Raw genomic sequence first — 21,201 nt, 5'->3', positions numbered from 1 at the left:
CACCCTCCCCGGGTGATCACGGAACGGTCCGCCGGGTGCAGGCTCGATGGTGAAAGGCTGCGAGCAGCAGCCCCCGTGAGGAATGGAGGCGGCCATGGCCACCACCGCTACTCATCAGCGCTCGCCCGGCACGCTGGCCGCCGCTGCCGGTCTTACGGTGTTCGCCGCGGTGATGCTGTTCATCTCCGGCTTCCTCGACATCTTCCGCGGCATCATGGCGATCGCCAACGACGACGTCTTCGTCAACACCCCCAACTACGTCTTCAAGTTCGACCTGACCAGCTGGGGCTGGATCCACCTCGCCCTCGGGGCGGTCGCGGTGATAGTGAGCCTCGGCCTGTTCACGACGGCCACCTGGGCAAGGGTCGCGGGTGTGGGCATAGCCTCGCTGCTGATCGTCGCCAACTTCCTGTCCGTCCCCTACTACCCGTTCTGGTCGCTGACGCTGATCGCGATGTTCGGGTTCATCATCTGGGCGCTGTGCGTGGTGCGGCGCGACGACGTCACGGATCAGCGGATGTGAGGACCGCACCGCCACGAGGAGTCGGTCCGGGGGCCGTCCCGCACTCGACGTCGGAGGCGACACCATGACCTCGACACCCACGGCCTCACCGGCCGACGCCCAGGACGTCCTCGCGGACATCGGGGACGCCTGGCTGTGGGCGCTCGGCTGGGCCCTGGCGACCCTGATCCCGGGCGTCATCGTGCTCGTCTGGCCGCAGGAGACCCTGCATGTGCTGGCCGTCGTGATCGGTCTGCACTTCCTGCTCGGCGGCGTTTTCGCGTTCGTCTCCGCCTTCTCCCGTTCCAACCGGGACGGCGGCAGCCGGCTGATGCGGGTCCTGCTGGCCTTCGGGTCCGTGCTGGTGGGGGTGGTGTGCCTGCGCCACCCCCTGCAGACCATCGCCGCGCTGTCCCTGGTCGTAGGGGTGTTCTGGCTGCTGTCGGGGATGGTGACGGTGTACATCGCGATCGCGGACCGTGACCGGGCACACCGTGGCCTCATGTTCGGCACGGGCGTCCTCGGTGTCGTCGCCGGCATCGTCGTACTGGGCTACCCGGCCGAGTCGGCCGTCGCGCTCGCCCGTCTGCTGGGCCTGTGGCTGGTGCTGCTCGGTGTCGCGGAGGTCGCCGTGGCGCTGGCGTTGCGATCGGCCGGCCGGCGCGCCGCTCACGCTGCGGACAGGTCGCCGCCGTGATCGGCGCCCACGCCCTGGTCCGGAGGCGGACTGCCTGCACCACCGGCCCGGATCCTCACTCGTACGGGCCCGCCTGACGTGCGCTTTCCGGGGTGCGCGGCGGCAATGGAGAGGAAGGAGAACGCCGCCGGAGAAGCTGGAGTCCGCATGAGCCCCCCGCCGGGGAGGATCGTCCGCGCGACGGCCTCCGCAGTACTGATCGTGCTGACCTGCATCCTCGTCCCCGTCGCGCTCCTCACGGTGTGGGTCAGCGACATCGTGCTCGACACCGACCGGTACGTGGCCACGGTCTCCCCGCTGGCCACCGACCCGGCGATCCAGGACGCGGCCGTCAACCGGATCTCCAAGGCGGCGGACGTACGTGTCGACGGCGCCCGGGCCGCCGGGGAACTCGCCGACTGGCTGCACTCCCAGGGCCTGCCGCCACGGGCCACCGCCGCCGTACGAGGGCTGGGACCGCAGATCGACACCGCCACCGACAACGCGGTGACGAAGGTCGCCACCCGGGTGGTGCACAGCGACGCCTTCGCCAAGGTGTGGACGAACGCCAACCGAAGCGCCCACAACGCCGTGGTGCACGCGCTCACCGGGGAGGGCCGCGGCGCGGTGGGCGTCAGCGACGGCACGGTCACCCTGGACGTCGGAACCGTAGTCGACCAGGTGAAACAGCAGTTGGTCTCCGCGGGTCTGTCTCCGGCGGCGAAGATCCCCGACGTCAACAAGCAGATGGTGCTGTTCCACTCCGACCAGCTCGGCAAGATCCGCAAGGGCGCACATGCGCTGGACGTGATCGGTAACTGGTTCCCCGTTCTCGTCGTCCTGATCGGCGCCGCCGGGGTGTTCCTGGCCCGCCGCAGGCGGCGCGCCCTCGCCCGAACCGCACTCGGCGCGGCCTTCGCCTGTCTGCTGGTGGCCATCGTCCTGGTCGTCGTGCGCCACTACTACCTGGACCATCTCCCGGCCCAGGTGCAGTCGGAGGCGGCCGCGGCAGCCGTCTTCGACACCCTGCTGCACTTCCTGCGGCTCAGTCTGCGCACGGCGATCGTGCTCGGGATCGTGATCGCGCTCGGCGCCTACCTGATCGGTCCCGGACGGCTCCCGGTGGCGATCCGCAGCGCCTCGGAACGTACCGCGGACTCCGCCGCCACCTGGGCATACGCGCACGAGGTCCGCACCGGAAAGGCCGGCGTCTGGGCGGAGACCCACCGCCGGTGGATCGCGCTGGCCGCCCTGCTGATCGTGGCTCTGGTCTTCGCGCTGTGGAACCACCCCACCGCGCTCACGATCCTGCTGCTCTGCCTCGTCCTGCTCGCCGTCCTGGCACTCCTGGCCCTGCTCGCGGCCGGCGGCCGTGCCGCGCTGGACGCGGAGCGGCCGGCCCCACCGCAACCGCACGACGCCTCCTGAGACTTGGCCGTGCCGCGCCGGGACCCATGGCCCACCCGTACGGGGTGATGCAGTCAGGGAGAGGCCCGGCGCACCGTATGAGGCGCAGGCCCTCACCGGTCGCGCAGCCCTTGTCGCGGCCACCGGCGTGCGGAGGCAACCATGGACTACCCCCTGCTCGACGTGTTCCTGACCATGCTCTGGTTCTTCCTGTGGATCATGTGGTTCATGCTGCTGTTCCGCGTGTTCGGAGACGTCTTCCGCGACGACACGCTCAGCGGCTGGGCCAAGGCAGGCTGGACGCTCTTCGTCTGCGTGCTGCCGTTCCTCGGCATCTTCGTCTACCTGATCGCCCGTGGGCGCGGTATGGGCGAGCGCGAGATGCGCCGGGCCCAGGCCCAGGAACGGGCGTTCCGCTCCTACGTGCAGGAAGCCGCCGTCCCCGCGCCGAAGGCCCAGGGCACCAAGGCGGACCAGTTGGGCACGCTGGCGGCACTGCACGACAAGGGCGCCATCACCGACGCAGAGTACGAACAGGCCAAGAACAAGGTCCTCACGGCCTGAGCGCCGGTGAACAGGGGCTCCGAGCCGCAACATCACCCGCCACGGGTGACCCTGCTGCCGCGCTGCGGCCCGAGCCTGGGGGCCATGAGCACCGTGTGGCTGCCCGAACCCACCGTCCGGCGCCCGGACCCCGCGCTCCGGCGCCGGCCGTTTCATCTGCTGGCCAAGCCGGCCGGGGCCATCTGCAATCTGGACTGCACGTACTGCTTCTTCCTCTCCAAGGAGCTGCTGTACGAGGGCAGCAGGTTCCGGATGGCCGACGAACTGCTGCAGGAGTACATCCGCCAGCTGATCGAGGCGCACGGCCCGGCACCGGAGGTCACGGTCGCCTGGCAGGGCGGCGAACCCACGCTCATGGGCCTGGACTTCTTCCGCCGCTCACTGGCGTATGAACGCCGCTACGCCCGCCCCGGCCAGCGGATCGTCAACACCGTCCAGACCAACGGCACGCTGATCGACGCCGAATGGGCGCGCTTCTTCCGCGACCACGGCTTCCTCGTCGGGCTGTCGGTCGACGGGCCGCGCGCGCTGCACGACGCCTACCGGGTCGACAAGGGCGGCAAACCCACCTTCGACCGCGTCATGCGCGGCCTGGCCCAGCTGCGCGAGGCGGGCGTGCAGTGGAACGCGCTCACCACACTCCACGACGCCAACGCCGGCCACGGTCGCGAGGTGTACGCATTTCTGCGCGACGACTGCGGCGCCCGGCACATGCAGTTCATCCCGATCGTGGAACGCACCACCGTGCAGCACCTCCCGGCCGCCGACGCCGGCTGGGGAGCACGGGCGAAGGACCGGCCGCTGTACCGGCAGGAGGGCGACAAGGTCACCCGGCGCTCGGTCACCGGGGAGCAGTACGGCCGTTTCCTCATCGACGTCTTCGAGGACTGGGTGCGGCGCGACATCGGCACCGTCTACGTCCAGATGTTCGACGTGGCCCTGGCCAACTGGTACGGGGCGCCACCGTCGTTGTGCGTGCACTCCGAGACCTGCGGCCGTGCGCTCGCCCTGGAGCACAATGGGGACGTCTACTCCTGCGACCACTTCGTCGAACCGCGGTATCTGCTGGGCAACATCGGGCAACGGCACCTGCTGGAGCTGGTCGACTCGCCGCAGCAGCGGGAGTTCGGGCGGCACAAGCGGGACGGTCTGCCGCGCTTCTGCCGTGAGTGCGACGTACGGTTCGCCTGCCATGGCGGCTGCCCCAAGGACCGCTTCGACGTGACGCCGGACGGGGAGCCGGGCCTCAACCATCTGTGCCCCGGCTTCAAGGAGTTCTTCCACCACGTCGACCTGCCGATGCGCACCATGGCCGCGCTCCTGCGCCGGAACCTGCCACCCGCGCTGATCATGCGGCAGTACGCGGCCGCCGACGCCCGGCGGCCCCACAACGCCCCCTGCCCCTGCGGAGGCGGGCGCAAGTGGGCGCGCTGCCACGGGCGCGGGCCGTACCCCACCCGCGCCGGGTGATGTGGCGCCCGGCCGGCGGGCGCAGCGTGGAGCAGGTAGGACCCTGGCACCGCCGCCCGGGCGGCCGACATGTGGAGGCAACCGTGGAAGCAAGCGTGGACTATCCCCTCCTCAACGCGTTCATGACCATGCTCTGGTTCTTCCTGTGGGTCATGTGGTTCGTCCTGCTCTTCCGGGTCATCGGGGACATCTTCCGGGACGACGGCATGAGCGGGTGGGCCAAGGCGGGCTGGACGATCTCGGTCTGCGTGCTGCCGTTCCTCGGCGTCTTCGTCTACCTGATCGCGCGCGGGCGCGGCATGGGCGAACGCGACAGGCGCCAGATGCAGAGGCAGGACCAGGCCTTCCGCTCCTACGTCCAGGAAGCCGCCGCCGAGACCCCCGCGGCCGAGCGGACCAGTGCGGACGAACTGGCCAAGCTCGCCGGACTGCACGACCACGGCGACATCACGGACACCGAGTACGCGCAGGCCAAGGCGAAGATCCTCGCGTCGCACTGAGCGCGCACGCACCCGGCCCGAGGAAGAAACGGAGCCCCGGCATGAGCACTCTCGGACCGATCGACCTGATCATTCTTTCGTTCCCGGCCGGTCAGCCTCCCGACTCCTTCCTGGCGGCCGTGGAGCAGGTCGAACGCCGCAAGGACGTCCGCATCCTCGATGCGCTGGTGGTGACGAAGAGCCCGGACGGGCACATCGGCAGGACGGAGCTGTCGGACATCGCGAACCTGGGCGATGTGGCTGCCGACATCGCCGCGCGCCGCACGCTCGGGATGGTCGGCGTCGACGACGTCAACGAGATCGCCATGGTGATGGATCCGGACACCTCCGTCCTCGCCCTGCTGGTGGAGAACGTATGGGCCCGCGAGGCCGCCCAGGAGGTCCGTCGTCACAACGGCCGCTTGCTGGCCACGGTGCGCATCCCCCATGAGCAGATCGCCGAGGTGGAGGCCGAACTGAGCGGCGCGGCCCCGGCGCAGACACCGACCTGACGGATCCCTTCCGGCTCAGGCACAACCGCCGAACAGAAAGGACAGGACGATGCCTCTCGGACGACGTCGCCCCTTGCTGCGCGGCGCTCTGGTCGGCGGCACCGCATACGCCGCCGGACGCCGCGCGGCGCAGACCCAGCAGCACGAAGCGGACCAGCAGGCAGCCATCGACCAGCTCCAGGCGCAGCAGGCTGCCCCACCCGCCGCACCGCCCCCGCCCCCTGCCGCCGCCCAGCCCTCCGCCGGCAGTGCCCTGCTCGACGAGCTCAAGCGGCTCGGCGAGCTGCGCGACCAAGGAGTGCTGACGGACGAGGAGTTCGCCGCTGCCAAGGCGCGGCTGCTCGGCACGTGACGGCCAAAAGGGCCGGCCCCTCTGCAAGGTCCTCGGGGCGAGGAGTTTGCAGAGGGGCCGGCTCAGCCGTGCGTACGGGTGCCCTGCTGCTCACTGCGGAAGCTGGCGCATCTCCACCACGTGCAGTCCGAGCGACAGGAACCGCGCCAACAGACCGTACAGATGGGCCTCGTCGGTGACGTCGCCGTACAGCACGGTCTGGCGGGTTGCGACGAAGCAGTCCAACTCGGGGAACGCCGCAGTCAGCGTGTCCGACATCTGGCCGTCGACGCGGATCTCATAGCGCATGAGCAGGCTTCTCTCGACGTCGTCCGGTCCTGCTTGTCTCTATGCCCCCATGCTCCGGCAGCGGGCGAGGGGGGACATCACCCCGGGAAGGTGAACGAGCCGTGTCCGTTCACCGCCTGCTCGTCCGGCTCCGGTGTCACAGCAGACCCAGCTCCCGGGCCCGGCGGGCCGCCTCGCCACGCCGGCTCACGGCAAGCTTGCGGTAGATGCTCTTCAGGTGCGTCTTGACCGTGTTGGCCGACAGATGCAGGTCAGCGGCGATCTCCTCGGTGGACATCAGCAGCGCCACCCGCTCCAGCACATCCCGCTCCCGCTCGCTGAGGGGTTCCGGGGAAGGGAGCACGGACCCCTGGCTCGTACGCGGGGCAAGGGAGCGCCCCTCCGGTGCGGCGACCAGCCAGTCATGTCCCTGCGCGAGCGCGGGCCGGCGGCTCAGCAGCCGTCCGAGCCACGCTCCGGCTTCCAGGAAAGGCCGCCTCAGTTGATGCGGGCGGGAGACCGTGAGCGCCCGCAGGACCAGGCTCTCCGCGGCGGCGGTATCGCCCAGCGCGTCGACGGCCTGTGCTCGGGCCAGCAGAGCCCAGGCCGCGACGGCCGGTCCGCGGCCGGGGTCGTCGGAGAGTTCGTCGAGGATGCCCAGCGCCTGTTCGCCCGCACCGTCAGCCAGGTGTGCCCTGGCCTCGGCCACCAGGCCCTCTGGGGTGTGCGGCGGCTCGTCCTCGAAGACCTTCACCGCGGACTGGGGATCGTCCTCGGCCAGCCTTACGGCAGCCCGGGCCATCGCAATGCGGTCGTTCACCCACGGGGAAGGGGCCGCCGAGGCCAACGGCTTCTGCGAAATCGCGTCGAGGTACTGGAGCGCCCCCTGGGGATCCCCCTTCGCAAGCTGCATCCGGGAACGCAGCAGCGCGAGTTCGACGGCCACGATGGGGTCGCGGGACGCGGCGGACGAGGCGGCGCCCTGGTCGAGGTGGTCGCGCGCCGCCACGAGGTCGTTGCGGTCGATGGCGACGGCGGCCAGTACGAGCTGGGCCACCCCCGTTCGCACGGATGCCGGCAGACCGGAGTGCTCCGCCTCGGAGATCGCCGCCCTGGCGTGCGACTCGGCGTGGCCGGGCCAGCCGCGCACATAGTCGATCAGTGCCAGCCGGCTGAGGGCTTCATGCCGGGGGAAGGCCGTCGACGGCCCCTCGGCGGCCTGGACGGCAGCGGACAGCGTCGCACGAGCGGCATCGAAGCGGCCGGCCCACAGCTGGGCCGATCCGAGGTCGGTGAGCATGAGGACCGTCAGCTCCGGGCGCTGCTCGAGCCGGTCGGCAGGCAGGGCACGCGCGGCTTCCGCCGCCGTCTCGGCCGCCGTCTCGGCCATGTCCGCCGAGCCCGCCACCCGGGCGGCGAGCACCCGCAACACGGCACAGCTCAACTGCGCGGCCGCGGCCTCGCGCGGGTCGTCGGGCAGCTTCTCCTCCGCATCGCGCAGGTACGCGACACCTCGGTCGACGTCGTGGCGGGTCAGTTCGCGCGCCGCCCGCACCAGATCGGTGGCGGGCCCGGAGGCCTCCGGGGTCATCGGGGCGAAGAGACCGTCCAGGCGCTCGGCATCCAGGCCGGTGAGCATCCGGCCGATCGCCAGATCGTCGATGAACTCGGCGGCGGCCAGGTCCCAGTCGCCCGCGTCCGCCGCATGCGGCAGGGCCTCGCTGAGCAGGCCCGCCCCGCTCAGCCACTTGGCGGCCGTACGGTGCAGCTCCGGCTCCAGGCCGGGGTGGCGGACCCGCAGATGGGCCCGCAGGATCTCGGCGAAGAGCGGGTGCAGCCGGTACCAGGAGTGCCCGATGGGCTCGACGAACGCGTTCGCGCGCTGCAGCTCCGCCAGAATGGGTTCCGCGTCGTTCCGCCCGGTGAGGGCATTGGCCAGGTCCGGATGAGTCTCCTCGACGATGCTGGTGCGCAGCAGCAGGTCCTGGGTCTCCGGCGGGTGGGCGCGGAGCACTTCGGCCAGCAGGAAGTCGGCGAGTGTGCTCTGACCGGCCTCGAAGTCCTTCAGAAAGCCTTCCGGATCATCGGCACGCTCGGCCGCCAGAGCACACAGCCGCAGCCCGGCCGCCCAGCCGCCCATGCGCTCGGTCAGCACCCGCGCGACCTCCGCCGACAGCGGCAGCCCGTGGCGATCGGCCAGGTCCGCCGTCTCCTCGGAACGGAACGCCAGATCGGCGCTGCGGATGTCGACGAGTTCACCGGCGGCCCGATAGCGGTGCAGCGGCAGCAGCGGCTCCGCACGGCAGACGATCACCAGGCGCAGGCCGTCGCCCGCGTGGCGGAGCACGAACTGCAGCTCATCGGCGACCTCGGCGGAACCGGACGCCCCGTCGAAGTCGTCCAGGACGAGGATCACCGGCACCTCGCGCCCGTCCAGCCAGGCCGCGAGGCGGGTCAGCAGCGAGTGGTCCACCCTGCCGGGGCGGGCCGGGCTGCCGACGTGGTCGGGCAGGGCGATCCCATGGTGCCGGAAGGCCTGCAGCACATAGGTCCAGAAGACGCCGGGACCGCTGTCCTCGGGCTCCACCGTCAGCCAGGCGGCGGGCCCCGGCAGGCCCCCCGTCGTGACCCAGTCGGCGACCAGCAGGGTCTTGCCCGCTCCGGCAGGCCCGGCGACCATGGTCAGCGGCCCCTGGACTCCCGCATCCAGCCGCTCGGCGAGCCGGGGTCTGTGCACGAACGTCTGAGGGACCACCGGCACACTGAACCGTGCGGCAAGCACCGGGTCGCCGGTGGGGGTCAGCGCCCCCACGGTGGGATCCGTGCGGCCGCCTTCACCGGAGTGCGATGTGGGGCCCATCACTGCCTTAGTGCTGCCGGAGCGGGAAAACACCCACTCCGATGGTCGCCCCGGGCGACAGCGCCTGCAAGCGAGGGCGCCGCACCCCCCGTCGGCAGGCGGCCGCGGTCAGCCCGCCACGGCGGAGACGGCGTCCGGCTCGGGAGCATCCGAGAGCGCCGTGTGCAGGTCGGGGAGGATCTCGAAGACGCCCCCCAGCAGGGCAGCCTGCAGGACATGCAGGAGGCGACCGCTGTCGGCCACCAGCCGTAGCCTGCCCTGCCGGGCCAGCACCCGGTTCCTCGCCCGGCACAGCAGGCGCAGGCCGCTGACGTCGAGGAAGGTCACGGGGCGCAGGTCGAGAACCAGGTCGGGGCACGGGCCGCCGGTCAGGGTGTCGAGGCGTGCCGAAAGCGGCGTCGCCGTGAGGATGTCGATCTCGCCGCGCACCTCCACCACGGTCGAGCCGCCGACGACGCGTTCCGTGTGGCAGGGCACGGGCCCGGTGTGCGTTTCGGCCATGGTCACAGCCAAGCGGGATGTCAGGCCCGGCGGTAGGGCCGGTCGGCCCCGTACGGCCGCGGATGGTGGGTCGAGGGTCGCTCTCCGGCAGGGGCGGGACCGATGGCCCCCTTTCCTGCCCGACCGTCCGCCGGAGCATGAGAGGTGGGCCCTGTTACGCCCGTCCGGCTGCGGCCGCACGGAAGCACAGAAGGGAACAGCGACATGACTGCCCAGTACGTCGTCGTCGGAGTCGACGGCACACTGACCGCCGTACGGGCGCTGGACTGGGCGGCGCAGGAGGCGGAACGCCGCCGCGCCGCCCTGCGCATCGTCCATGCCGTCCCCGACCGGGACGAGGCCGGACCGGTCCTCGCATCGGCCGCCGCACGGATCCGCGCCCACCACCCCGACCTGCAGGTCGTGACCGCGGCACCCCAGGGCGGCGCGGCGGAGGTCCTGCTGCGGGAGAGCGACGACGCGGCCCTCACCGTCGTGGGCAACCGCGGGCTGGGCGGATTCACCGGACTGCTCTTCGGCTCGGTGAGCCTGCGCCTGGCCGCGCACGCCCGGCGTCCGCTGCTGGTCGTACGCGGTGACCACCGGTGCGACGACGGTCGCGAGGTGCTCCTCGGCCTGGCGAGCGATGCCGACGCGGACGCGGCGGCCTACGCCTTCCAGGAGGCGGAGCGGCGAGGCGCCCGGCTACGCGTCCTGCACTCCTGGTCCCACCGGCACATCACCCCCGAAATGCCCTCGCCGGTCCCCGCAACCAGTCCGGGACAGCGGGACCTCGCCCAACGCGATGCCACGGAGGCGGCAGTGCCCCGCTTCACCCTCGCCGAGCTGCGGGAGCAACACCCCGAGGTCGGCGTCGAGGCACACACCGTCCCCGCCGGGCCGGCCCATGCGCTGCTGGAAGCCACCCGCGAAGCCGGTGTCGTCGTCATCGGCGTCCACAACCGACCGGGCGGGCACGGCCCCCGCCTCGGCCCGGTCGTACTCACCCTGCTGCACCGTTCGCACTGCCCGGTGGCTCTCGTGCCCACCGAATGACCGGGCCGTGGCAGGGCGCTGAACAGGCCTTCACGGCAGGGACGTTCGGCCCTGCACCGCGGGCCGCGCAGCCCCTGCGACGCCGGCTGCCGAAGCGGGACATTCAAAGCACAACGAGAGTCGTCAACCCGCGCGTCACCCCCAGAGAGGGATGAGCACCATGGCAGTCCACGATCAACCGCACCGGCACGTGCGGTTCCACCTCCCGTCCGTGCGCAGGCCCGCGACGGCTCAGCGGCCCGCCGCCGAGACCGGCGCCATCACACTCACGGCGACCAGCACACACGTCCTCGCCGGGCTTCGCGTGCTGACCGGGTTCGTCTTCCTGTGGGCCTTCCTCGACAAGACCTTCGGCTTCGGCTACGCCACCCCGTCCGGCAAGGGCTGGATCGACGGCGGCTCACCGACCAAGGGGTTCCTCGGCTCGGTCGCCGCCGGACCGATGGAGTCCACCTTCCACGACTGGGCCGGCGCCGGCTGGGCGGACTGGCTGTTCATGCTCGGCCTGCTCGGCATCGGCCTCGCCCTGATCGCGGGCATCGGCCTACGGCTCGCAGCCGTGGCCGGGACCGCGCTGATGGCGCTGATGTGGATCGCGGAATGGCCGCCCGCCAAGCACCTGTCCGACGGCTCCCTGAGCATGTCGACCAACCCGTTCGCCGACTACCACCTCATCTACGCCGTCGTCCTCATCGCCCTTGCGGCCGCGGGCGCCGGCGCCACCTGGGGGCTGGGCAAGGCCTGGGCGCGCCTGCCCTTCGTCAGCCGCAACCGCTGGCTGCTGTGAGAGCAGCGTCCCGGACCGGGGCACCGCCGCAACGATGCGGCGGTGCCCCACCTCATGTATACCCCGGTGGGTACCTGGATGGGGACCAATGACCCCTGACTGTGCTTCATCTCCCGCATGAGAGTGGGGTCATGAGCAAACACATCGTGATTCTCGGAAGCGGCACCGCCGGCACCCTGACGGCGAACCGCCTCCGCCGGACCCATGGTGAGGCCGAGTGCCGGATCACGGTCGTCGACCAGGACGACGATCACGTCTACCAGCCCGGGCTGCTGTTCGTGCCCTTCGGGCTGGCTCAACCGCATGCACTGGTCCGGCCCCGGCCGCGCCAGCTGCACGACGGGATCGACTACCGACGCGCGCGGATCGACCGGGTGGACCTGGACGGGCGGATCGTGCACTTCGCCGTCGGCGGCCGGCTCGCGTACGACGTCCTCGTCGTGGCCACCGGAGCCAGGCTCCTGCCGGAGGAGACCGATGGGCTCACCGGCCCCGGCTGGGGCGAGAAGGTCTTCACCTTCTACGACCTGCCCGGCGCCGTCGGCCTGCACCACGCGCTGGAGCGCTTCGACGGCGGCCGCGTCGTGATCGACGTGGCGGACCTGCCGCTCAAGTGCCCCGTGGCGCCACTGGAGTTCGCCTTCCTGGCGGACTGGTACTTCCAGCGGTGCGGCATCCGTGACCGGGTCGAGCTGACTTACGTCACCCCGCTGGACGCGGCCTTCACCAAGCCGGTCGCCGCCCAGGCTCTCGGTGGCCTGTTGGAGGAGAAGGGCATCGAGCTGGTCACCGAGTTCACCCTCGGTGAGGTCGATGGTGCGGGCGGCCGGCTGATCTCGTACGACGAGCGCGAGGCGCTCTTCGACCTGGCGGTCGTCGTGCCCTTGCACGGCGGCGCCGAGTACGTGGGCCGCTCCGAGGGGCTGGGCGACGAACTCGGGTTCATCCCCGTCGATCAGCGCACGCTCCAACTTCCCGGCCGTCCCGAGGTGTTCGCGATCGGCGATGCGGCGGGCCTGCCGGCGTCCAAGGCGGGCTCGGTCGCCCACTTCGAGGGCGAGGTGCTGGTGCACAACATCGGCCGTTTCCTCGCCGGGCAGCCGCTGGACGCCTCCTTCGACGGGCACACCAACTGCTTCGTGGAGACCGGTTTCCACAAGGCCCTGCTGATCGACTTCAACTACGACACCGAGCCGCTGCCGGGCCACTTCCCGACCTCGCTCGGCCTGCCGTTGCTGAAGGAGTCGCACGCCAACCATCTCGGCAAGCTCGCCTTCGAGTGGCTGTACTGGCACAGCCTGCTCCCCGGCCGGGAACTGCCCGGCATCGGCTCGGCGATGCCCGAGCGCGGCAAGAACCACGCCACGGTCTGAGTGAGGAGAACCGTCATGCCCACCGTCACCTACGACTCCGTCGCCGTCCCCGTCGACGACGAGGGCTTCTTCACCGACCCCGGCCGGTGGACCGAGCCGATGGCTGAGCAGATCGCCCGCGAGACGGGCATCGAGACGCTCACCGACCGGCACTGGACGGTCATCCACTTCATGCGCACCCAGTACGCCGCCAAGGGCACCGGCCCCACCGTCCGCGTCCTCGGCAAGACCTCCGGCGTCGGCGTCAAGGAGCTCTACCAGCTCTTCCCCAAGGGACCGGCGAAGACCGCCGCGAAGATCGCCGGGATCCCCAAGCCCCGCGGCTGCATCTGAGGAGGGTGCGTCGTCATGGCCGACACCGCCACGATCGACAAGGTCTCGATCATCGTCTCCAAGGGGTCCCTGGAAGGGATCTACCGGCCCTGATCATGGCCAACGGCGCCCGCGCCGAAGGGATCGAGGCCGACCTGTTCTTCACCTTCTTCGGCCTGGACGCCATCACGAAGAAGCGCTGGGAGCACATCAAGCTGGCCACCGTCGGCAACCCGGGCCTGCACCTGCCGACGCTGCTGGGCGGGATGCCCGGTGTACCGGGCCTGGTCACCCACTTCATGGAACGCAAGATGGACAAGATCGACATCCCGCCCGTCCCCGAGTTCATCGAGATGATCGCCGACACCGGTGCGGGCATCTACGCATGCAAGGCCTCGGTCGACCTCTTCGAGCTCGACAAGGACGACCTCGTGGACCAGGTCCAGGGCATCATCACCGTCGGCGAGTTCTATGAGCACGCGGCCGGCGGCCAGATCATCTACACCTGACCGGCTCGGCATGAAAGCGGTCCCGTCCGGCCTGACAGTCGGGGCCGACCGGCCCAAGTCCGCCGCGCCGGATCCGCACATGCTGGATCTGATGGGGCAATCCGGGCGTCGAGTACGGCCCGGCCGGGCGAGAGGGAGTGAGCGGCCATGGCGGACAAGGCACCGGCTCGGACGGCCGAGGGACACGCGCTGGGCGACCTCGGGCGCCGTCTTGCCGCACGGCGCGCGGTTCTCGGACTGAGCCGGAGGGAGACGGCCACCCGCGCCGACATGGCGCCGGGCTACCTCCAGTACCTCGAGGAGCACCCCGGGGCCGCACCCGGCCGGGGAACCCTGCTCCGGCTGGCCGAGGTCCTTGAGACCACCGTGCGGGAACTCACCGGCGGCGACACCGATCTGCCGCGCGGTCTGGGACAGGCCTCCCGCAGCCCCGAGTTCACCTCGCTGAGCGTCCCGGAGTGCCGGGCTCTGCTCTCCACGCACGGCGTGGGGCGGATCGCGGTGCCCACGGCCTCCGGGCCCGTCGTCGTACCCGTGAACTACAGCGTCGTCGACGGCGCGATCGCCTTCCGCACCGAACCCGGCAGCACCCCCTCGCAGGCGTCCGGCTGCCAGGTCGCCTTCGAGGTCGACCGCATCGACGACGCGTTCAGCAGCGGCTGGAGCGTGCTGGTGCGGGGCCGTGCCCGGACCGTGACGGACCCCGACGAGGTACGTCGGCTCGCCGAGGGTGCCCGCAGCGAACCCTGGGCCGGCGGACACCGCGACCAGTGGGTGCGCATCGATCCCCTCGTCATCACCGGGCGACGTATCACGGTGTGACGCGGGACGTTCTGCGGCCCGACCGGGACCGATGGACCCTCACCCCCGGCTCCGGCCCGACGGACGATGGACGGGACGCTCCAGCGTCGTACCCAGGTGAGAGACAGGCTGGCCCATGTATCCCAACGACGGTTTCCGCGAACTCGAGCTACAGGAGTGCCTGCGCCTGCTGGCGAAGGTGCCCGTCGGCCGGATCGTCCACACCCGGCAGGCGCTGCCCGCGGTGCTGCCCGTCAACTTCTCCCTCGACGGTGACGGCGCGGTGCTGCTGTGCACCTCGGCGGCCTCGGAACTGGTCCGCGCCGTCGACGGCGCGGTGGTCGCCTTCGAGGTCGACGAGGTCGATGCGGTGGCGCACTCCGGTTGGAGCGTCGTCGTCACCGGAGCGGCCGCGGTGGTGCGGGACCCCCACGAACACGAGCGGCTGACCCGGACCGGGCCACGTTCCTGGGCGCCCTCGCCCCAGGAGGTCTTCGTCCGCATCGAGCCAGAACTGGTCACCGGCCGTGAACTCGTGGGCGGACGCAGCCTGTACGGGGTGGATCTGTCGCCCTGAGCGGACGCTGCCCTCCGTGGACAAGGACTCACGGACCCGGCGATGAGGACTGTTGGCCCACGTCTTCGGGGCGCCCCGCGGCAGATAGTGACAGCGGGCCACCGGCACGCGTCGTGCGGTCGGAGGGCCCGCGGCCCCGAGGTGATCATCGGGGCCGCACCACTGCGAGCGGAAGGAACGGGCGGCATGCTCCAGCCATCGAGGAAGCACGACGACGCACCGCCGAGCGATACGGCCGTCACCCGCCGGGCGTGGTTGATGCTGGCGCTCGCCACCACGGGCTTCGCCGTCAACTTCTGGGCATGGGCGCTGCTCAGCCCGCTCGGCCCCCGGCTCAAGGACGGCCTGGGACTGACCTCCTTCCAGCAGTCGCTGCTGGTGGCGGTGCCGGTCGTGGTCGGTTCGCTGGGCCGCATCCCGGTCGGCGCGCTGACCGACCGGTTCGGCGGGCGGGTGATGTTCCCGCTGGTGACGGCCGCCACCATCGTCCCCGTGCTCTACCTCGGCCTGGTCGGACACAACTCACTCGGCGCCCTCGTGGCCGGTGGCTTCTTCCTCGGCATCGGTGGCACCGCGTTCGCCGTCGGTGTGCCGTTCGTCAGCGCCTGGTTCCCGCCCGAGCGACGCGGACTGGCCATCGGGATCTTCGGAGCCGGCATGGGCGGCACCGCGATCAGCGCGCTCACCACGGTGAAGCTGGTCGATGCGCACGGCATGTCCGACCCGTTCCTGATCACGGCAGGGGTGCTCGCGGCCTACGCCGTGCTGGCCGCGCTGCTACTGCGCGACGCACCCGGCCGCACCGTGCCCACCGAGCCGCTGCCCACGCGCCTGGCCGCCACCCTGAAACTCGGCATCACCTGGCAGGCATCCGCCCTGTACGCCGTGGCCTTCGGCGGCTATGTCGCCTTCTCCGTCTACCTGCCCACCTATCTCAAGACCGGCTACGGCCTCACCCAGGCCGACGCGGCGAACCGCATGGCCGGATTCGTCCTGTTCGCGGTGGCGATGCGCCCGATCGGCGGCTGGCTGTCGGACCGCCTCGGCCCCGTACGGGTGCTGGCCGCCGCGCTGGCCGTGGTGCTCCTCGGAGCCTGCACCCAGTCGTTCACGCCGTCCCTGGCACCGGTGGGCACGATCGCGTTCCTGGCCATGGCCGCCGCGCTCGGCGCGGGCAGCGGCGCCGTCTTCGCCCTAGTCGCGCTGCTGGCCCCGGCGAACAAGGTCGGCTCCGTCACCGGCGTCGTCGGCGCCGCAGGCGGCCTGGGCGGCTTTGTCCCGCCACTGCTGATGGGCTCGCTGTACGGCGCGTACGGCTCCTATGCGGCCGGCCTCATCCTGCTCGCCCTGGTCGCAGCCGCGGCGCTGACCTTCACCGGGACCGGAGTGCGCCACACCGTCTCCCGCCGCCCCGCACAGCAGCACTGAGACCCCCGCATCACCGCGGAGAGAGGGGAACCGCCATGTGCGAGTACTGCGGCTGCCAGGCGCTCGAAACCATCGACGAGCTGACCCAGGAGCACGAGAGGGTCGTGGCTCTCATCAGCCGGGTGCGCGACGCCCACCGCGACGGCAGGATCGCATGCATGGCGGAGCTCGCCCGCGAGATCTCCGCCGTGCTCGGCCCGCACACCCACGTCGAGGAGCACGGACTGTTCCCCGCCCTGGCCGCCGACTTCCCCGAGAAGATCGCCGCACTGGAGGACGAGCACCGACGTATCGAGGCAGTGCTGGCCGAAGCGAACGGACCGTACCTGGCCGACCGTACCTGGCCCGACCGCCTGATCGAGACCCTGGACCTGCTGCGCGAGCACATCCTCAAGGAACAGGACGGGGTCTTCCCCGCCGCCCTGGCCCTGCTGGACACCGGGCAGTGGGAGACGGTCGAAGCGGAACGAGCGCGGGTGGGCACGGCCATGTCGGAGCCGCTGCCCCTGACCTGACCGGCTGCCGGGCGGCCGCGCGGTCCTGTCACGGCCGCGCTGCTCACCGCGCATCCGTACGTTGCTGAGTTCCCGTCATCCCCGCGCAAGCTCGTCGGCGATGCCGGATCCCCAGCTGTCGATGGCGGCCCAGTCGCGGTAGTCGCCGAACCGGCCGCCGACCAGGTGGAACCGGATACGGGCGCCGCGCGGCAGTTGCTCTCGCGTGATGACGCCCGAGAAGAGCCGGTGGTCCCGGTACGACAGGCCACCGGGCAGACTCTCGACGATCACCGGGATCTCCTTGGCCGCCACGCGCCGCCACGGTCCGCGCAGCGCGCCCGGCATACCGACACTGAAGATCCACACAGGCCGGGGGCCGAGCACGTCGAGGTTGTCCCGCACGAACTCCTTGGCCGGATCGAGCCAGGTCTGCCCGTGCACGGCACTGCCCAGGACGAACGCCCGGTACCCGTCGGCATCGTCCACCGTCTCCATGGCCCGCGCCTCGGCCTTCAGCCCCGCCTCGCCCAGCCCGGCGGCCAGCCGCTCGGCGATTTCACGCGTCGAGCCGTGAGCGGTCGCGTATCCCACCAGAATGTCCATCACGTCACCTCGACGTTCCTCGATCTCTTCGGGCGGCCTTGACCCGGAACGCCCGGCCGTCACTGCGTGGCCGAACCTCCGACACAGAATTCCCCGATGTCTGCCGCCTGTTGTGCGGCCGGCCTTCCGGCCGTGAAGGGCACCGTGACCACGGGAACCGTCGCATGCCGCAGACACGCGCGTGCCACCGCGCCTGTCGTGGGCTGGTCGTGCGGTCCGTGCGGGGTACGCCCGAGCGCGATCAGCTGGGCACCGCGCGAATGCCGCAGCAGCACCCGTGCCGGCGGCCCCTCCACCACGACCGCGCGTACGGAACTGTCGATCCGCGGCCCGAAGACCTTGCGGAGTGTCGAGGCGAGCAGACACGCGGCCCGGTCCCGCTGCTCGGCGGCCGTCGGACGCGTCGAGGCCGGGGCGTAGGGCGCGAAGCGTGGCCCGGTCGGCTCCCAGGCATGCACGGCGACAACATGCGCGTGCAGGGCGTGAGCCTGCCGTGCCGCCCAGCGCAGTGCCTCCATGGACGCCTCGGACCCGTCGACGCCCACCACAATGCTGTTGCCGACGGCGAGTTCGGTCATGGCAAACCTCCCCGGATCGCCTCCTGCACCCACCGTGCCCCGGACCGGGCGGGCGAGGCGTGGGCCGAGTGGCTCCGAGCAGGCGCCGAACGGGCCGCTGCTGCGCCGGACAGGACGGGACGGGACGTACGGCTTCATCGCCCGGGTGAACCCGCCGCGCCCGCGGCGGCTCACGACCAGGAGCGGAGTGGACGGTGTCATGACGCAGGCCGGTCGGCCCTGCTGGCTGCCTGGTCGGCCCCTCCCATTCGCCCGCGCTGACGTGGGACGTTCCAAGTGGAGGCGGTGAGTGGCGACGCCGGTACGTACAGAGGGGTGTCGACCGATGACGAAGACGCACTGCGCGAAGGCGAAGAGGGTCGGGTTCTGGCGGTGGCGGCGCAGTCCCCTCCGGCGCCGCAGCGACCGGCTGGAAGCCTGGATCGTGCTCGTCGCCTGGACACTCGCCCTGCTCGGCGGGCTGCTCGCCGCACTGGTGACCCGAGGGGCGGTGGAGGACGACCTCGCCGCACGGCGCGCGCAGGTGCACTCCGTCTCGGCGGTGCTGACCGAGGAGGCGCCACGGACCGCGCCGGTCCCGACGTACGGATTCAGCGACGACAAGGTGTGGGCGAAGGTGCGCTGGGCCGGTGCCGACGGTTCGACGCACACCGGCACCCTGAGAGTCGAGCCCGGCACCGCCGCGGGCGCGCGGGTCACCGGGTGGACCGACCACACGGGCAGGCTGGTCCTGGAGCCCGCGAGCCCCACCGAGGCATGGCTGCAGACGGTGCTGTTCAGCGTCGCGGCCGCCACGGGAGCCGGTGCCGTGGTGCTGGTCGGCGGACGGCTCGCGCGCGGATGTCTGGACCGGCGGCGCCTGGCGGAGTGGGACGCAGAGTGGGCGCGGGTCGGCCCCCAGTGGAGGAAGCGGATGCTCGGCTGACAGCGCGGGCCGACCGGATCCCACCCGGAGCCGAGGTTCACCGGCGGTGCATCGTCTCCAGGGCCGCGGCCAGGACACGGGGATCGTGGTGCCCCTTGTAGACCGCGGGAGGCTGCCGGTCGAGGTCCAGGAGCCGGGCCACCGCCGTCCACGCGGTGCGCACCGAGTACTCGACGGTGAAGACGACGTCGTCGGGCACCTCCGCGAACTGCCCGATGAAGGCGAGGTTCACCGACCCCGCGGGCACGACCTGGGGCCGGTCCTCGCGGCGACGGACCAGGAACTGGCTGGTGATGTACGGCATCACGCAGGGCACGACGGTGGAGGTCTCCAGGACCCGGGCCGCCAGTGGCGCATCGAAGTGCAGATGGTGCAGCACCTCTTCGAGGATCTCCCGGCCGGAGCACATCGTCATCGGCTTGGGTGTGTGGTTGCCCGCGCGGCCGGGGAACAGGCCGTAGCCCCACCACACGGAGACACCCTCGGGCTGGTCGCGGTAGACCGGCTGGCGGTTGGCGACGATGGTCAGCAGCCAGTTGGAGGCGGTGAAGGTCATCAGCCCACCCCTGCCGGTCTCGCGGCCGCTGAACTCGGCCAGGGCGTCCAGGAAGACGGGATCCTTTGCGGTGACCGTGAACGACTCCCAGCGGGACTCCTTCACGTGCTTGTCGAAGGCGGCCGGGTTGCCGAACTCCTCGCGTCCGCGCGAGATGCGGTGCCACAGCAGCCACGCCTGCGAGCGGTGGGCGGGCACGGACGGCGCCGCGGTGTGCGAGCCGAGGCCGGTGGCGTCGGTCATGGAGCCGTTGGTGACCAGGACCAGGTCCTCGGGTGCCACGGCGATCTTCTCGTCGCGGCCGCCCCGGGACACGTGGAGGGTGTCGACCGTGATGTCGCCGTGCCCCGGTGCGAAACCGAGGTCGGTGATCCGGCTCCCGGTGTGCACGGTGACGCCGCGCTCCCGCAGCCAGGCCGTCAGGGGACGCACGATCGAGTCGTACTGGTTGTAGCGAGTCCGGTGGATGCCGGACATCGATGCGAACTCCGGGAACAGATGGATGAACCGCCTGAGGTAGCGGCGGAACTCGATCGCGCTGTGCCAGGGCTGGAAGGCGAAGGTCGTGCACCACATGAACCAGAAGTTCGTGGTGAAGAAGTGCTCGCCGAAGCAGTCGGTGATGCGCTTGCCGTCCAGGTGCCCCTCGGGGCCCGCCAGGCATCGGACCAGTTCCAGCCGGTCGCGCTCGGAGAACCCCATCGAGGCGGTGTCGACGATCTTTCCGTCCCCGTCGACCAGCCGTGCGACGTCGTCCCAGGCGAACTCCTCGTGCCCGGCCAGGATCTCCTCGGTCACGGACACCGCGGGGTCATCGAGCGTGGGGATGGCGGACAGCAGGTCGTACGTGCAGCGGAACTCGGACTCGAACATCCGCCCGCCGCGCATGCTGTAGCCGGCGTCCACACTGCCGCCCGCGTCCAGACTGCCGCCGATGGTGCGCTGTTCCTCGAAGAGGTGGATGTCCGCCCCGTCGAATCCGCCGTCGCGGATCAGGAACGTGGCCGCGGCGAGCGCCGCGATCCCGCTGCCCACCAGATAAGCCTTCGCCATCACACAACTCCTCGTCCTCGCACGTCGATCGGGAACCGCGCCTCCCACGGTTTCCTGCGCAACCGGGGCCGGTCAGTGGGCCGTTGGTCACCTGCGGGGACCGGTCGGCCCGGGTCGGAGTGCGGGGGCGCACGACAGCGGCCCGGTCGGCGGATGCCACCGACCGGGCCCGTGCTCACCGGGACTTACGCCGGCTGCTGATCGCCGCCCCGCCATGGCGGCGCCGTCGTCCGGTGGCCGTCGTCCCAGGCGTGGGCGGCCTTGTCGGTCTGGCGGCGCAGCCGGTTCTGGAGCAGGTCCACGACCTCCCGCCCGGTGGCCTCCTCGGCAACGACGACCACCTTCCGGCCGCCGACGTGCAGATCGGCCGTGGCCAGCCAGGGCCGGTCCGCATGGCGGATGGCCGCCCGCACGATCCGCACCTCACCGGTGACGGCGGGCAGGCCGGAGCGGCCGAAGACGGCGTCGATCTTCGTACGGGCGTAGGCGAGGGTCTCCTGGTCCACCGGGCCGTCGAAACGCAGCCGCACCGCGGGCGCGGCCTGCGGAGTGTCGCTCGTCATCGTGGTTCCTTTCC

Annotated in this window: 25 protein-coding genes; 18 read left to right on the top strand and 7 right to left on the bottom strand. The window is 71.3% G+C overall.

The genetic code is table 11. The annotated features are described in order from the left end of the window. Positions 1-94 precede the first annotated feature (94 nt). The 8 genes from P2Q00_RS05455 to P2Q00_RS05420 all read left to right on the top strand — a co-directional run bounded on the left by P2Q00_RS05455 (position 95) and on the right by P2Q00_RS05420 (position 5,962). Positions 95-523: a DUF7144 family membrane protein gene (locus tag P2Q00_RS05455; protein ID WP_275770097.1), complete on the top strand. Its 429-nt coding sequence runs from the start codon at positions 95-97 to the stop codon at positions 521-523. 64 nt (positions 524-587) lie between these two features. Then, positions 588-1,199, top strand: a complete 612-nt coding sequence (locus P2Q00_RS05450) for an HdeD family acid-resistance protein (protein WP_275770096.1) — start codon at positions 588-590, stop codon at positions 1,197-1,199. Positions 1,200-1,346: 147 nt separating this feature from the next. Further along, complete coding sequence (locus tag P2Q00_RS05445) at positions 1,347-2,606, top strand: hypothetical protein (RefSeq protein WP_275770095.1); 1,260 nt, start codon at positions 1,347-1,349, stop codon at positions 2,604-2,606. A 141-nt stretch (positions 2,607-2,747) separates the two neighbouring features. Then, positions 2,748-3,149, top strand: a complete 402-nt coding sequence (locus tag P2Q00_RS05440) for an SHOCT domain-containing protein (protein ID WP_275770094.1) — start codon at positions 2,748-2,750, stop codon at positions 3,147-3,149. Between the two features lie 84 nt (positions 3,150-3,233). Beyond that, complete coding sequence (locus tag P2Q00_RS05435) at positions 3,234-4,619, top strand: anaerobic sulfatase maturase (protein WP_275770093.1); 1,386 nt, start codon at positions 3,234-3,236, stop codon at positions 4,617-4,619. Between the two features lie 71 nt (positions 4,620-4,690). Beyond that, the gene (locus tag P2Q00_RS05430; protein ID WP_425579494.1) at positions 4,691-5,119 is read left to right on the top strand and encodes an SHOCT domain-containing protein; all 429 of its coding nucleotides are present in this window, start codon (positions 4,691-4,693) and stop codon (positions 5,117-5,119) included. Between the two features lie 41 nt (positions 5,120-5,160). Then, on the top strand, positions 5,161-5,610 hold the full coding sequence (locus P2Q00_RS05425) for a DUF6325 family protein (RefSeq protein WP_275770092.1): 450 nt from the start codon (positions 5,161-5,163) through the stop codon (positions 5,608-5,610). Between the two features lie 49 nt (positions 5,611-5,659). Then, entirely contained in the window at positions 5,660-5,962 is a 303-nt protein-coding gene (locus tag P2Q00_RS05420) for an SHOCT domain-containing protein (RefSeq protein ID WP_275770091.1), read from the top strand. A gap of 90 nt (positions 5,963-6,052) precedes the next feature. On the opposite strand, the gene P2Q00_RS05415 is transcribed toward P2Q00_RS05420, so the two are convergent. The 3 genes from P2Q00_RS05415 to P2Q00_RS05405 all read right to left on the bottom strand — a co-directional run bounded on the left by P2Q00_RS05415 (position 6,053) and on the right by P2Q00_RS05405 (position 9,590). Continuing rightward, complete coding sequence (locus P2Q00_RS05415; RefSeq protein ID WP_275770089.1) at positions 6,053-6,250, bottom strand: DUF8691 family protein; 198 nt, start codon at positions 6,248-6,250, stop codon at positions 6,053-6,055. A gap of 136 nt (positions 6,251-6,386) precedes the next feature. Beyond that, on the bottom strand, positions 6,387-9,089 hold the full coding sequence (locus P2Q00_RS05410) for a winged helix-turn-helix domain-containing protein (RefSeq protein WP_275770087.1): 2,703 nt from the start codon (positions 9,087-9,089) through the stop codon (positions 6,387-6,389). Between the two features lie 108 nt (positions 9,090-9,197). After that, positions 9,198-9,590 carry an STAS domain-containing protein gene (locus P2Q00_RS05405; protein ID WP_275770085.1) on the bottom strand — a complete coding sequence of 131 codons (393 nt, stop codon included), beginning with the start codon at positions 9,588-9,590 and terminating at the stop codon, positions 9,198-9,200. Between the two features lie 204 nt (positions 9,591-9,794). Here P2Q00_RS05405 and P2Q00_RS05400 point away from each other — a divergent pair, with 204 nt between their 5' ends. The 9 genes from P2Q00_RS05400 to P2Q00_RS05360 all read left to right on the top strand — a co-directional run bounded on the left by P2Q00_RS05400 (position 9,795) and on the right by P2Q00_RS05360 (position 16,927). After that, positions 9,795-10,625, top strand: coding sequence for a universal stress protein (locus P2Q00_RS05400; protein ID WP_275770083.1), 831 nt, complete (start codon positions 9,795-9,797; stop codon positions 10,623-10,625). Between the two features lie 160 nt (positions 10,626-10,785). After that, on the top strand, positions 10,786-11,412 hold the full coding sequence (locus P2Q00_RS05395) for a hypothetical protein (protein ID WP_275770081.1): 627 nt from the start codon (positions 10,786-10,788) through the stop codon (positions 11,410-11,412). Positions 11,413-11,543: 131 nt separating this feature from the next. After that, complete coding sequence (gene sqr, locus P2Q00_RS05390) at positions 11,544-12,785, top strand: type III sulfide quinone reductase, selenoprotein subtype (protein ID WP_275770079.1); 1,242 nt, start codon at positions 11,544-11,546, stop codon at positions 12,783-12,785. Positions 12,786-12,800: 15 nt separating this feature from the next. After that, positions 12,801-13,118, top strand: coding sequence for a TusE/DsrC/DsvC family sulfur relay protein (locus tag P2Q00_RS05385; RefSeq protein ID WP_275770077.1), 318 nt, complete (start codon positions 12,801-12,803; stop codon positions 13,116-13,118). A 95-nt stretch (positions 13,119-13,213) separates the two neighbouring features. Next, the gene (locus P2Q00_RS05380; protein WP_275770075.1) at positions 13,214-13,606 is read left to right on the top strand and encodes a DsrE/DsrF/DrsH-like family protein; all 393 of its coding nucleotides are present in this window, start codon (positions 13,214-13,216) and stop codon (positions 13,604-13,606) included. 147 nt (positions 13,607-13,753) lie between these two features. Continuing rightward, the gene (locus P2Q00_RS05375; RefSeq protein WP_275770072.1) at positions 13,754-14,428 is read left to right on the top strand and encodes a helix-turn-helix domain-containing protein; all 675 of its coding nucleotides are present in this window, start codon (positions 13,754-13,756) and stop codon (positions 14,426-14,428) included. A gap of 115 nt (positions 14,429-14,543) precedes the next feature. After that, positions 14,544-14,984, top strand: coding sequence for a pyridoxamine 5'-phosphate oxidase family protein (locus tag P2Q00_RS05370; protein WP_275770070.1), 441 nt, complete (start codon positions 14,544-14,546; stop codon positions 14,982-14,984). Positions 14,985-15,170: 186 nt separating this feature from the next. Further along, complete coding sequence (locus P2Q00_RS05365; RefSeq protein WP_275770069.1) at positions 15,171-16,412, top strand: MFS transporter; 1,242 nt, start codon at positions 15,171-15,173, stop codon at positions 16,410-16,412. 35 nt (positions 16,413-16,447) lie between these two features. Then, entirely contained in the window at positions 16,448-16,927 is a 480-nt protein-coding gene (locus tag P2Q00_RS05360) for a hemerythrin domain-containing protein (protein ID WP_275770067.1), read from the top strand. 75 nt (positions 16,928-17,002) lie between these two features. Here the strand turns inward: P2Q00_RS05360 and P2Q00_RS05355 are convergent, their stop codons facing one another. Both P2Q00_RS05355 and P2Q00_RS05350 read right to left on the bottom strand, forming a co-directional pair. Further along, entirely contained in the window at positions 17,003-17,512 is a 510-nt protein-coding gene (locus tag P2Q00_RS05355) for a flavodoxin domain-containing protein (protein ID WP_275770065.1), read from the bottom strand. Between the two features lie 59 nt (positions 17,513-17,571). Continuing rightward, on the bottom strand, positions 17,572-18,090 hold the full coding sequence (locus P2Q00_RS05350; protein WP_275770063.1) for a universal stress protein: 519 nt from the start codon (positions 18,088-18,090) through the stop codon (positions 17,572-17,574). Positions 18,091-18,415: 325 nt separating this feature from the next. On the opposite strand from P2Q00_RS05350, the gene P2Q00_RS05345 reads away from it, so the two are divergent. Then, the gene (locus P2Q00_RS05345) at positions 18,416-19,015 is read left to right on the top strand and encodes an Rv1733c family protein (protein ID WP_275770061.1); all 600 of its coding nucleotides are present in this window, start codon (positions 18,416-18,418) and stop codon (positions 19,013-19,015) included. Positions 19,016-19,052: 37 nt separating this feature from the next. Here P2Q00_RS05345 and P2Q00_RS05340 read toward each other — a convergent pair whose 3' ends face one another. Then, the gene (locus P2Q00_RS05340; RefSeq protein WP_275770059.1) at positions 19,053-20,624 is read right to left on the bottom strand and encodes an oleate hydratase; all 1,572 of its coding nucleotides are present in this window, start codon (positions 20,622-20,624) and stop codon (positions 19,053-19,055) included. Positions 20,625-20,809: 185 nt separating this feature from the next. After that, positions 20,810-21,187, bottom strand: coding sequence for a hypothetical protein (locus tag P2Q00_RS05335; protein WP_275770058.1), 378 nt, complete (start codon positions 21,185-21,187; stop codon positions 20,810-20,812). Positions 21,188-21,201 lie beyond the last annotated feature (14 nt).

Origin of the sequence: Streptomyces coacervatus, from assembly GCF_029223485.1 — a bacterium.
In the GTDB taxonomy this organism is placed as follows: domain Bacteria; phylum Actinomycetota; class Actinomycetes; order Streptomycetales; family Streptomycetaceae; genus Streptomyces; species Streptomyces coacervatus.
Note: the sequence above shows the minus strand (reverse complement) of the source record. Positions and strands in the feature narration are given on the sequence as shown.

Coding starts and splice junctions, on each gene's coding strand:
- P2Q00_RS05455 (WP_275770097.1), top strand. CDS start 95: ATGGCCACCACCGCTACTCATCAGCGCTCGCCCGGCACGCTGGCCGCC.
- P2Q00_RS05450 (WP_275770096.1), top strand. CDS start 588: ATGACCTCGACACCCACGGCCTCACCGGCCGACGCCCAGGACGTCCTC.
- P2Q00_RS05445 (WP_275770095.1), top strand. CDS start 1,347: ATGAGCCCCCCGCCGGGGAGGATCGTCCGCGCGACGGCCTCCGCAGTA.
- P2Q00_RS05440 (WP_275770094.1), top strand. CDS start 2,748: ATGGACTACCCCCTGCTCGACGTGTTCCTGACCATGCTCTGGTTCTTC.
- P2Q00_RS05435 (WP_275770093.1), top strand. CDS start 3,234: ATGAGCACCGTGTGGCTGCCCGAACCCACCGTCCGGCGCCCGGACCCC.
- P2Q00_RS05425 (WP_275770092.1), top strand. CDS start 5,161: ATGAGCACTCTCGGACCGATCGACCTGATCATTCTTTCGTTCCCGGCC.
- P2Q00_RS05420 (WP_275770091.1), top strand. CDS start 5,660: ATGCCTCTCGGACGACGTCGCCCCTTGCTGCGCGGCGCTCTGGTCGGC.
- P2Q00_RS05415 (WP_275770089.1), bottom strand. CDS start 6,250: ATGCGCTATGAGATCCGCGTCGACGGCCAGATGTCGGACACGCTGACT.
- P2Q00_RS05410 (WP_275770087.1), bottom strand. CDS start 9,089: ATGGGCCCCACATCGCACTCCGGTGAAGGCGGCCGCACGGATCCCACC.
- P2Q00_RS05405 (WP_275770085.1), bottom strand. CDS start 9,590: ATGGCCGAAACGCACACCGGGCCCGTGCCCTGCCACACGGAACGCGTC.
- P2Q00_RS05400 (WP_275770083.1), top strand. CDS start 9,795: ATGACTGCCCAGTACGTCGTCGTCGGAGTCGACGGCACACTGACCGCC.
- P2Q00_RS05395 (WP_275770081.1), top strand. CDS start 10,786: ATGGCAGTCCACGATCAACCGCACCGGCACGTGCGGTTCCACCTCCCG.
- sqr (WP_275770079.1), top strand. CDS start 11,544: ATGAGCAAACACATCGTGATTCTCGGAAGCGGCACCGCCGGCACCCTG.
- P2Q00_RS05385 (WP_275770077.1), top strand. CDS start 12,801: ATGCCCACCGTCACCTACGACTCCGTCGCCGTCCCCGTCGACGACGAG.
- P2Q00_RS05380 (WP_275770075.1), top strand. CDS start 13,214: ATGGCCAACGGCGCCCGCGCCGAAGGGATCGAGGCCGACCTGTTCTTC.
- P2Q00_RS05375 (WP_275770072.1), top strand. CDS start 13,754: ATGGCGGACAAGGCACCGGCTCGGACGGCCGAGGGACACGCGCTGGGC.
- P2Q00_RS05370 (WP_275770070.1), top strand. CDS start 14,544: ATGTATCCCAACGACGGTTTCCGCGAACTCGAGCTACAGGAGTGCCTG.
- P2Q00_RS05365 (WP_275770069.1), top strand. CDS start 15,171: ATGCTCCAGCCATCGAGGAAGCACGACGACGCACCGCCGAGCGATACG.
- P2Q00_RS05360 (WP_275770067.1), top strand. CDS start 16,448: ATGTGCGAGTACTGCGGCTGCCAGGCGCTCGAAACCATCGACGAGCTG.
- P2Q00_RS05355 (WP_275770065.1), bottom strand. CDS start 17,512: ATGGACATTCTGGTGGGATACGCGACCGCTCACGGCTCGACGCGTGAA.
- P2Q00_RS05350 (WP_275770063.1), bottom strand. CDS start 18,090: ATGACCGAACTCGCCGTCGGCAACAGCATTGTGGTGGGCGTCGACGGG.
- P2Q00_RS05345 (WP_275770061.1), top strand. CDS start 18,416: ATGACGAAGACGCACTGCGCGAAGGCGAAGAGGGTCGGGTTCTGGCGG.
- P2Q00_RS05340 (WP_275770059.1), bottom strand. CDS start 20,624: ATGGCGAAGGCTTATCTGGTGGGCAGCGGGATCGCGGCGCTCGCCGCG.
- P2Q00_RS05335 (WP_275770058.1), bottom strand. CDS start 21,187: ATGACGAGCGACACTCCGCAGGCCGCGCCCGCGGTGCGGCTGCGTTTC.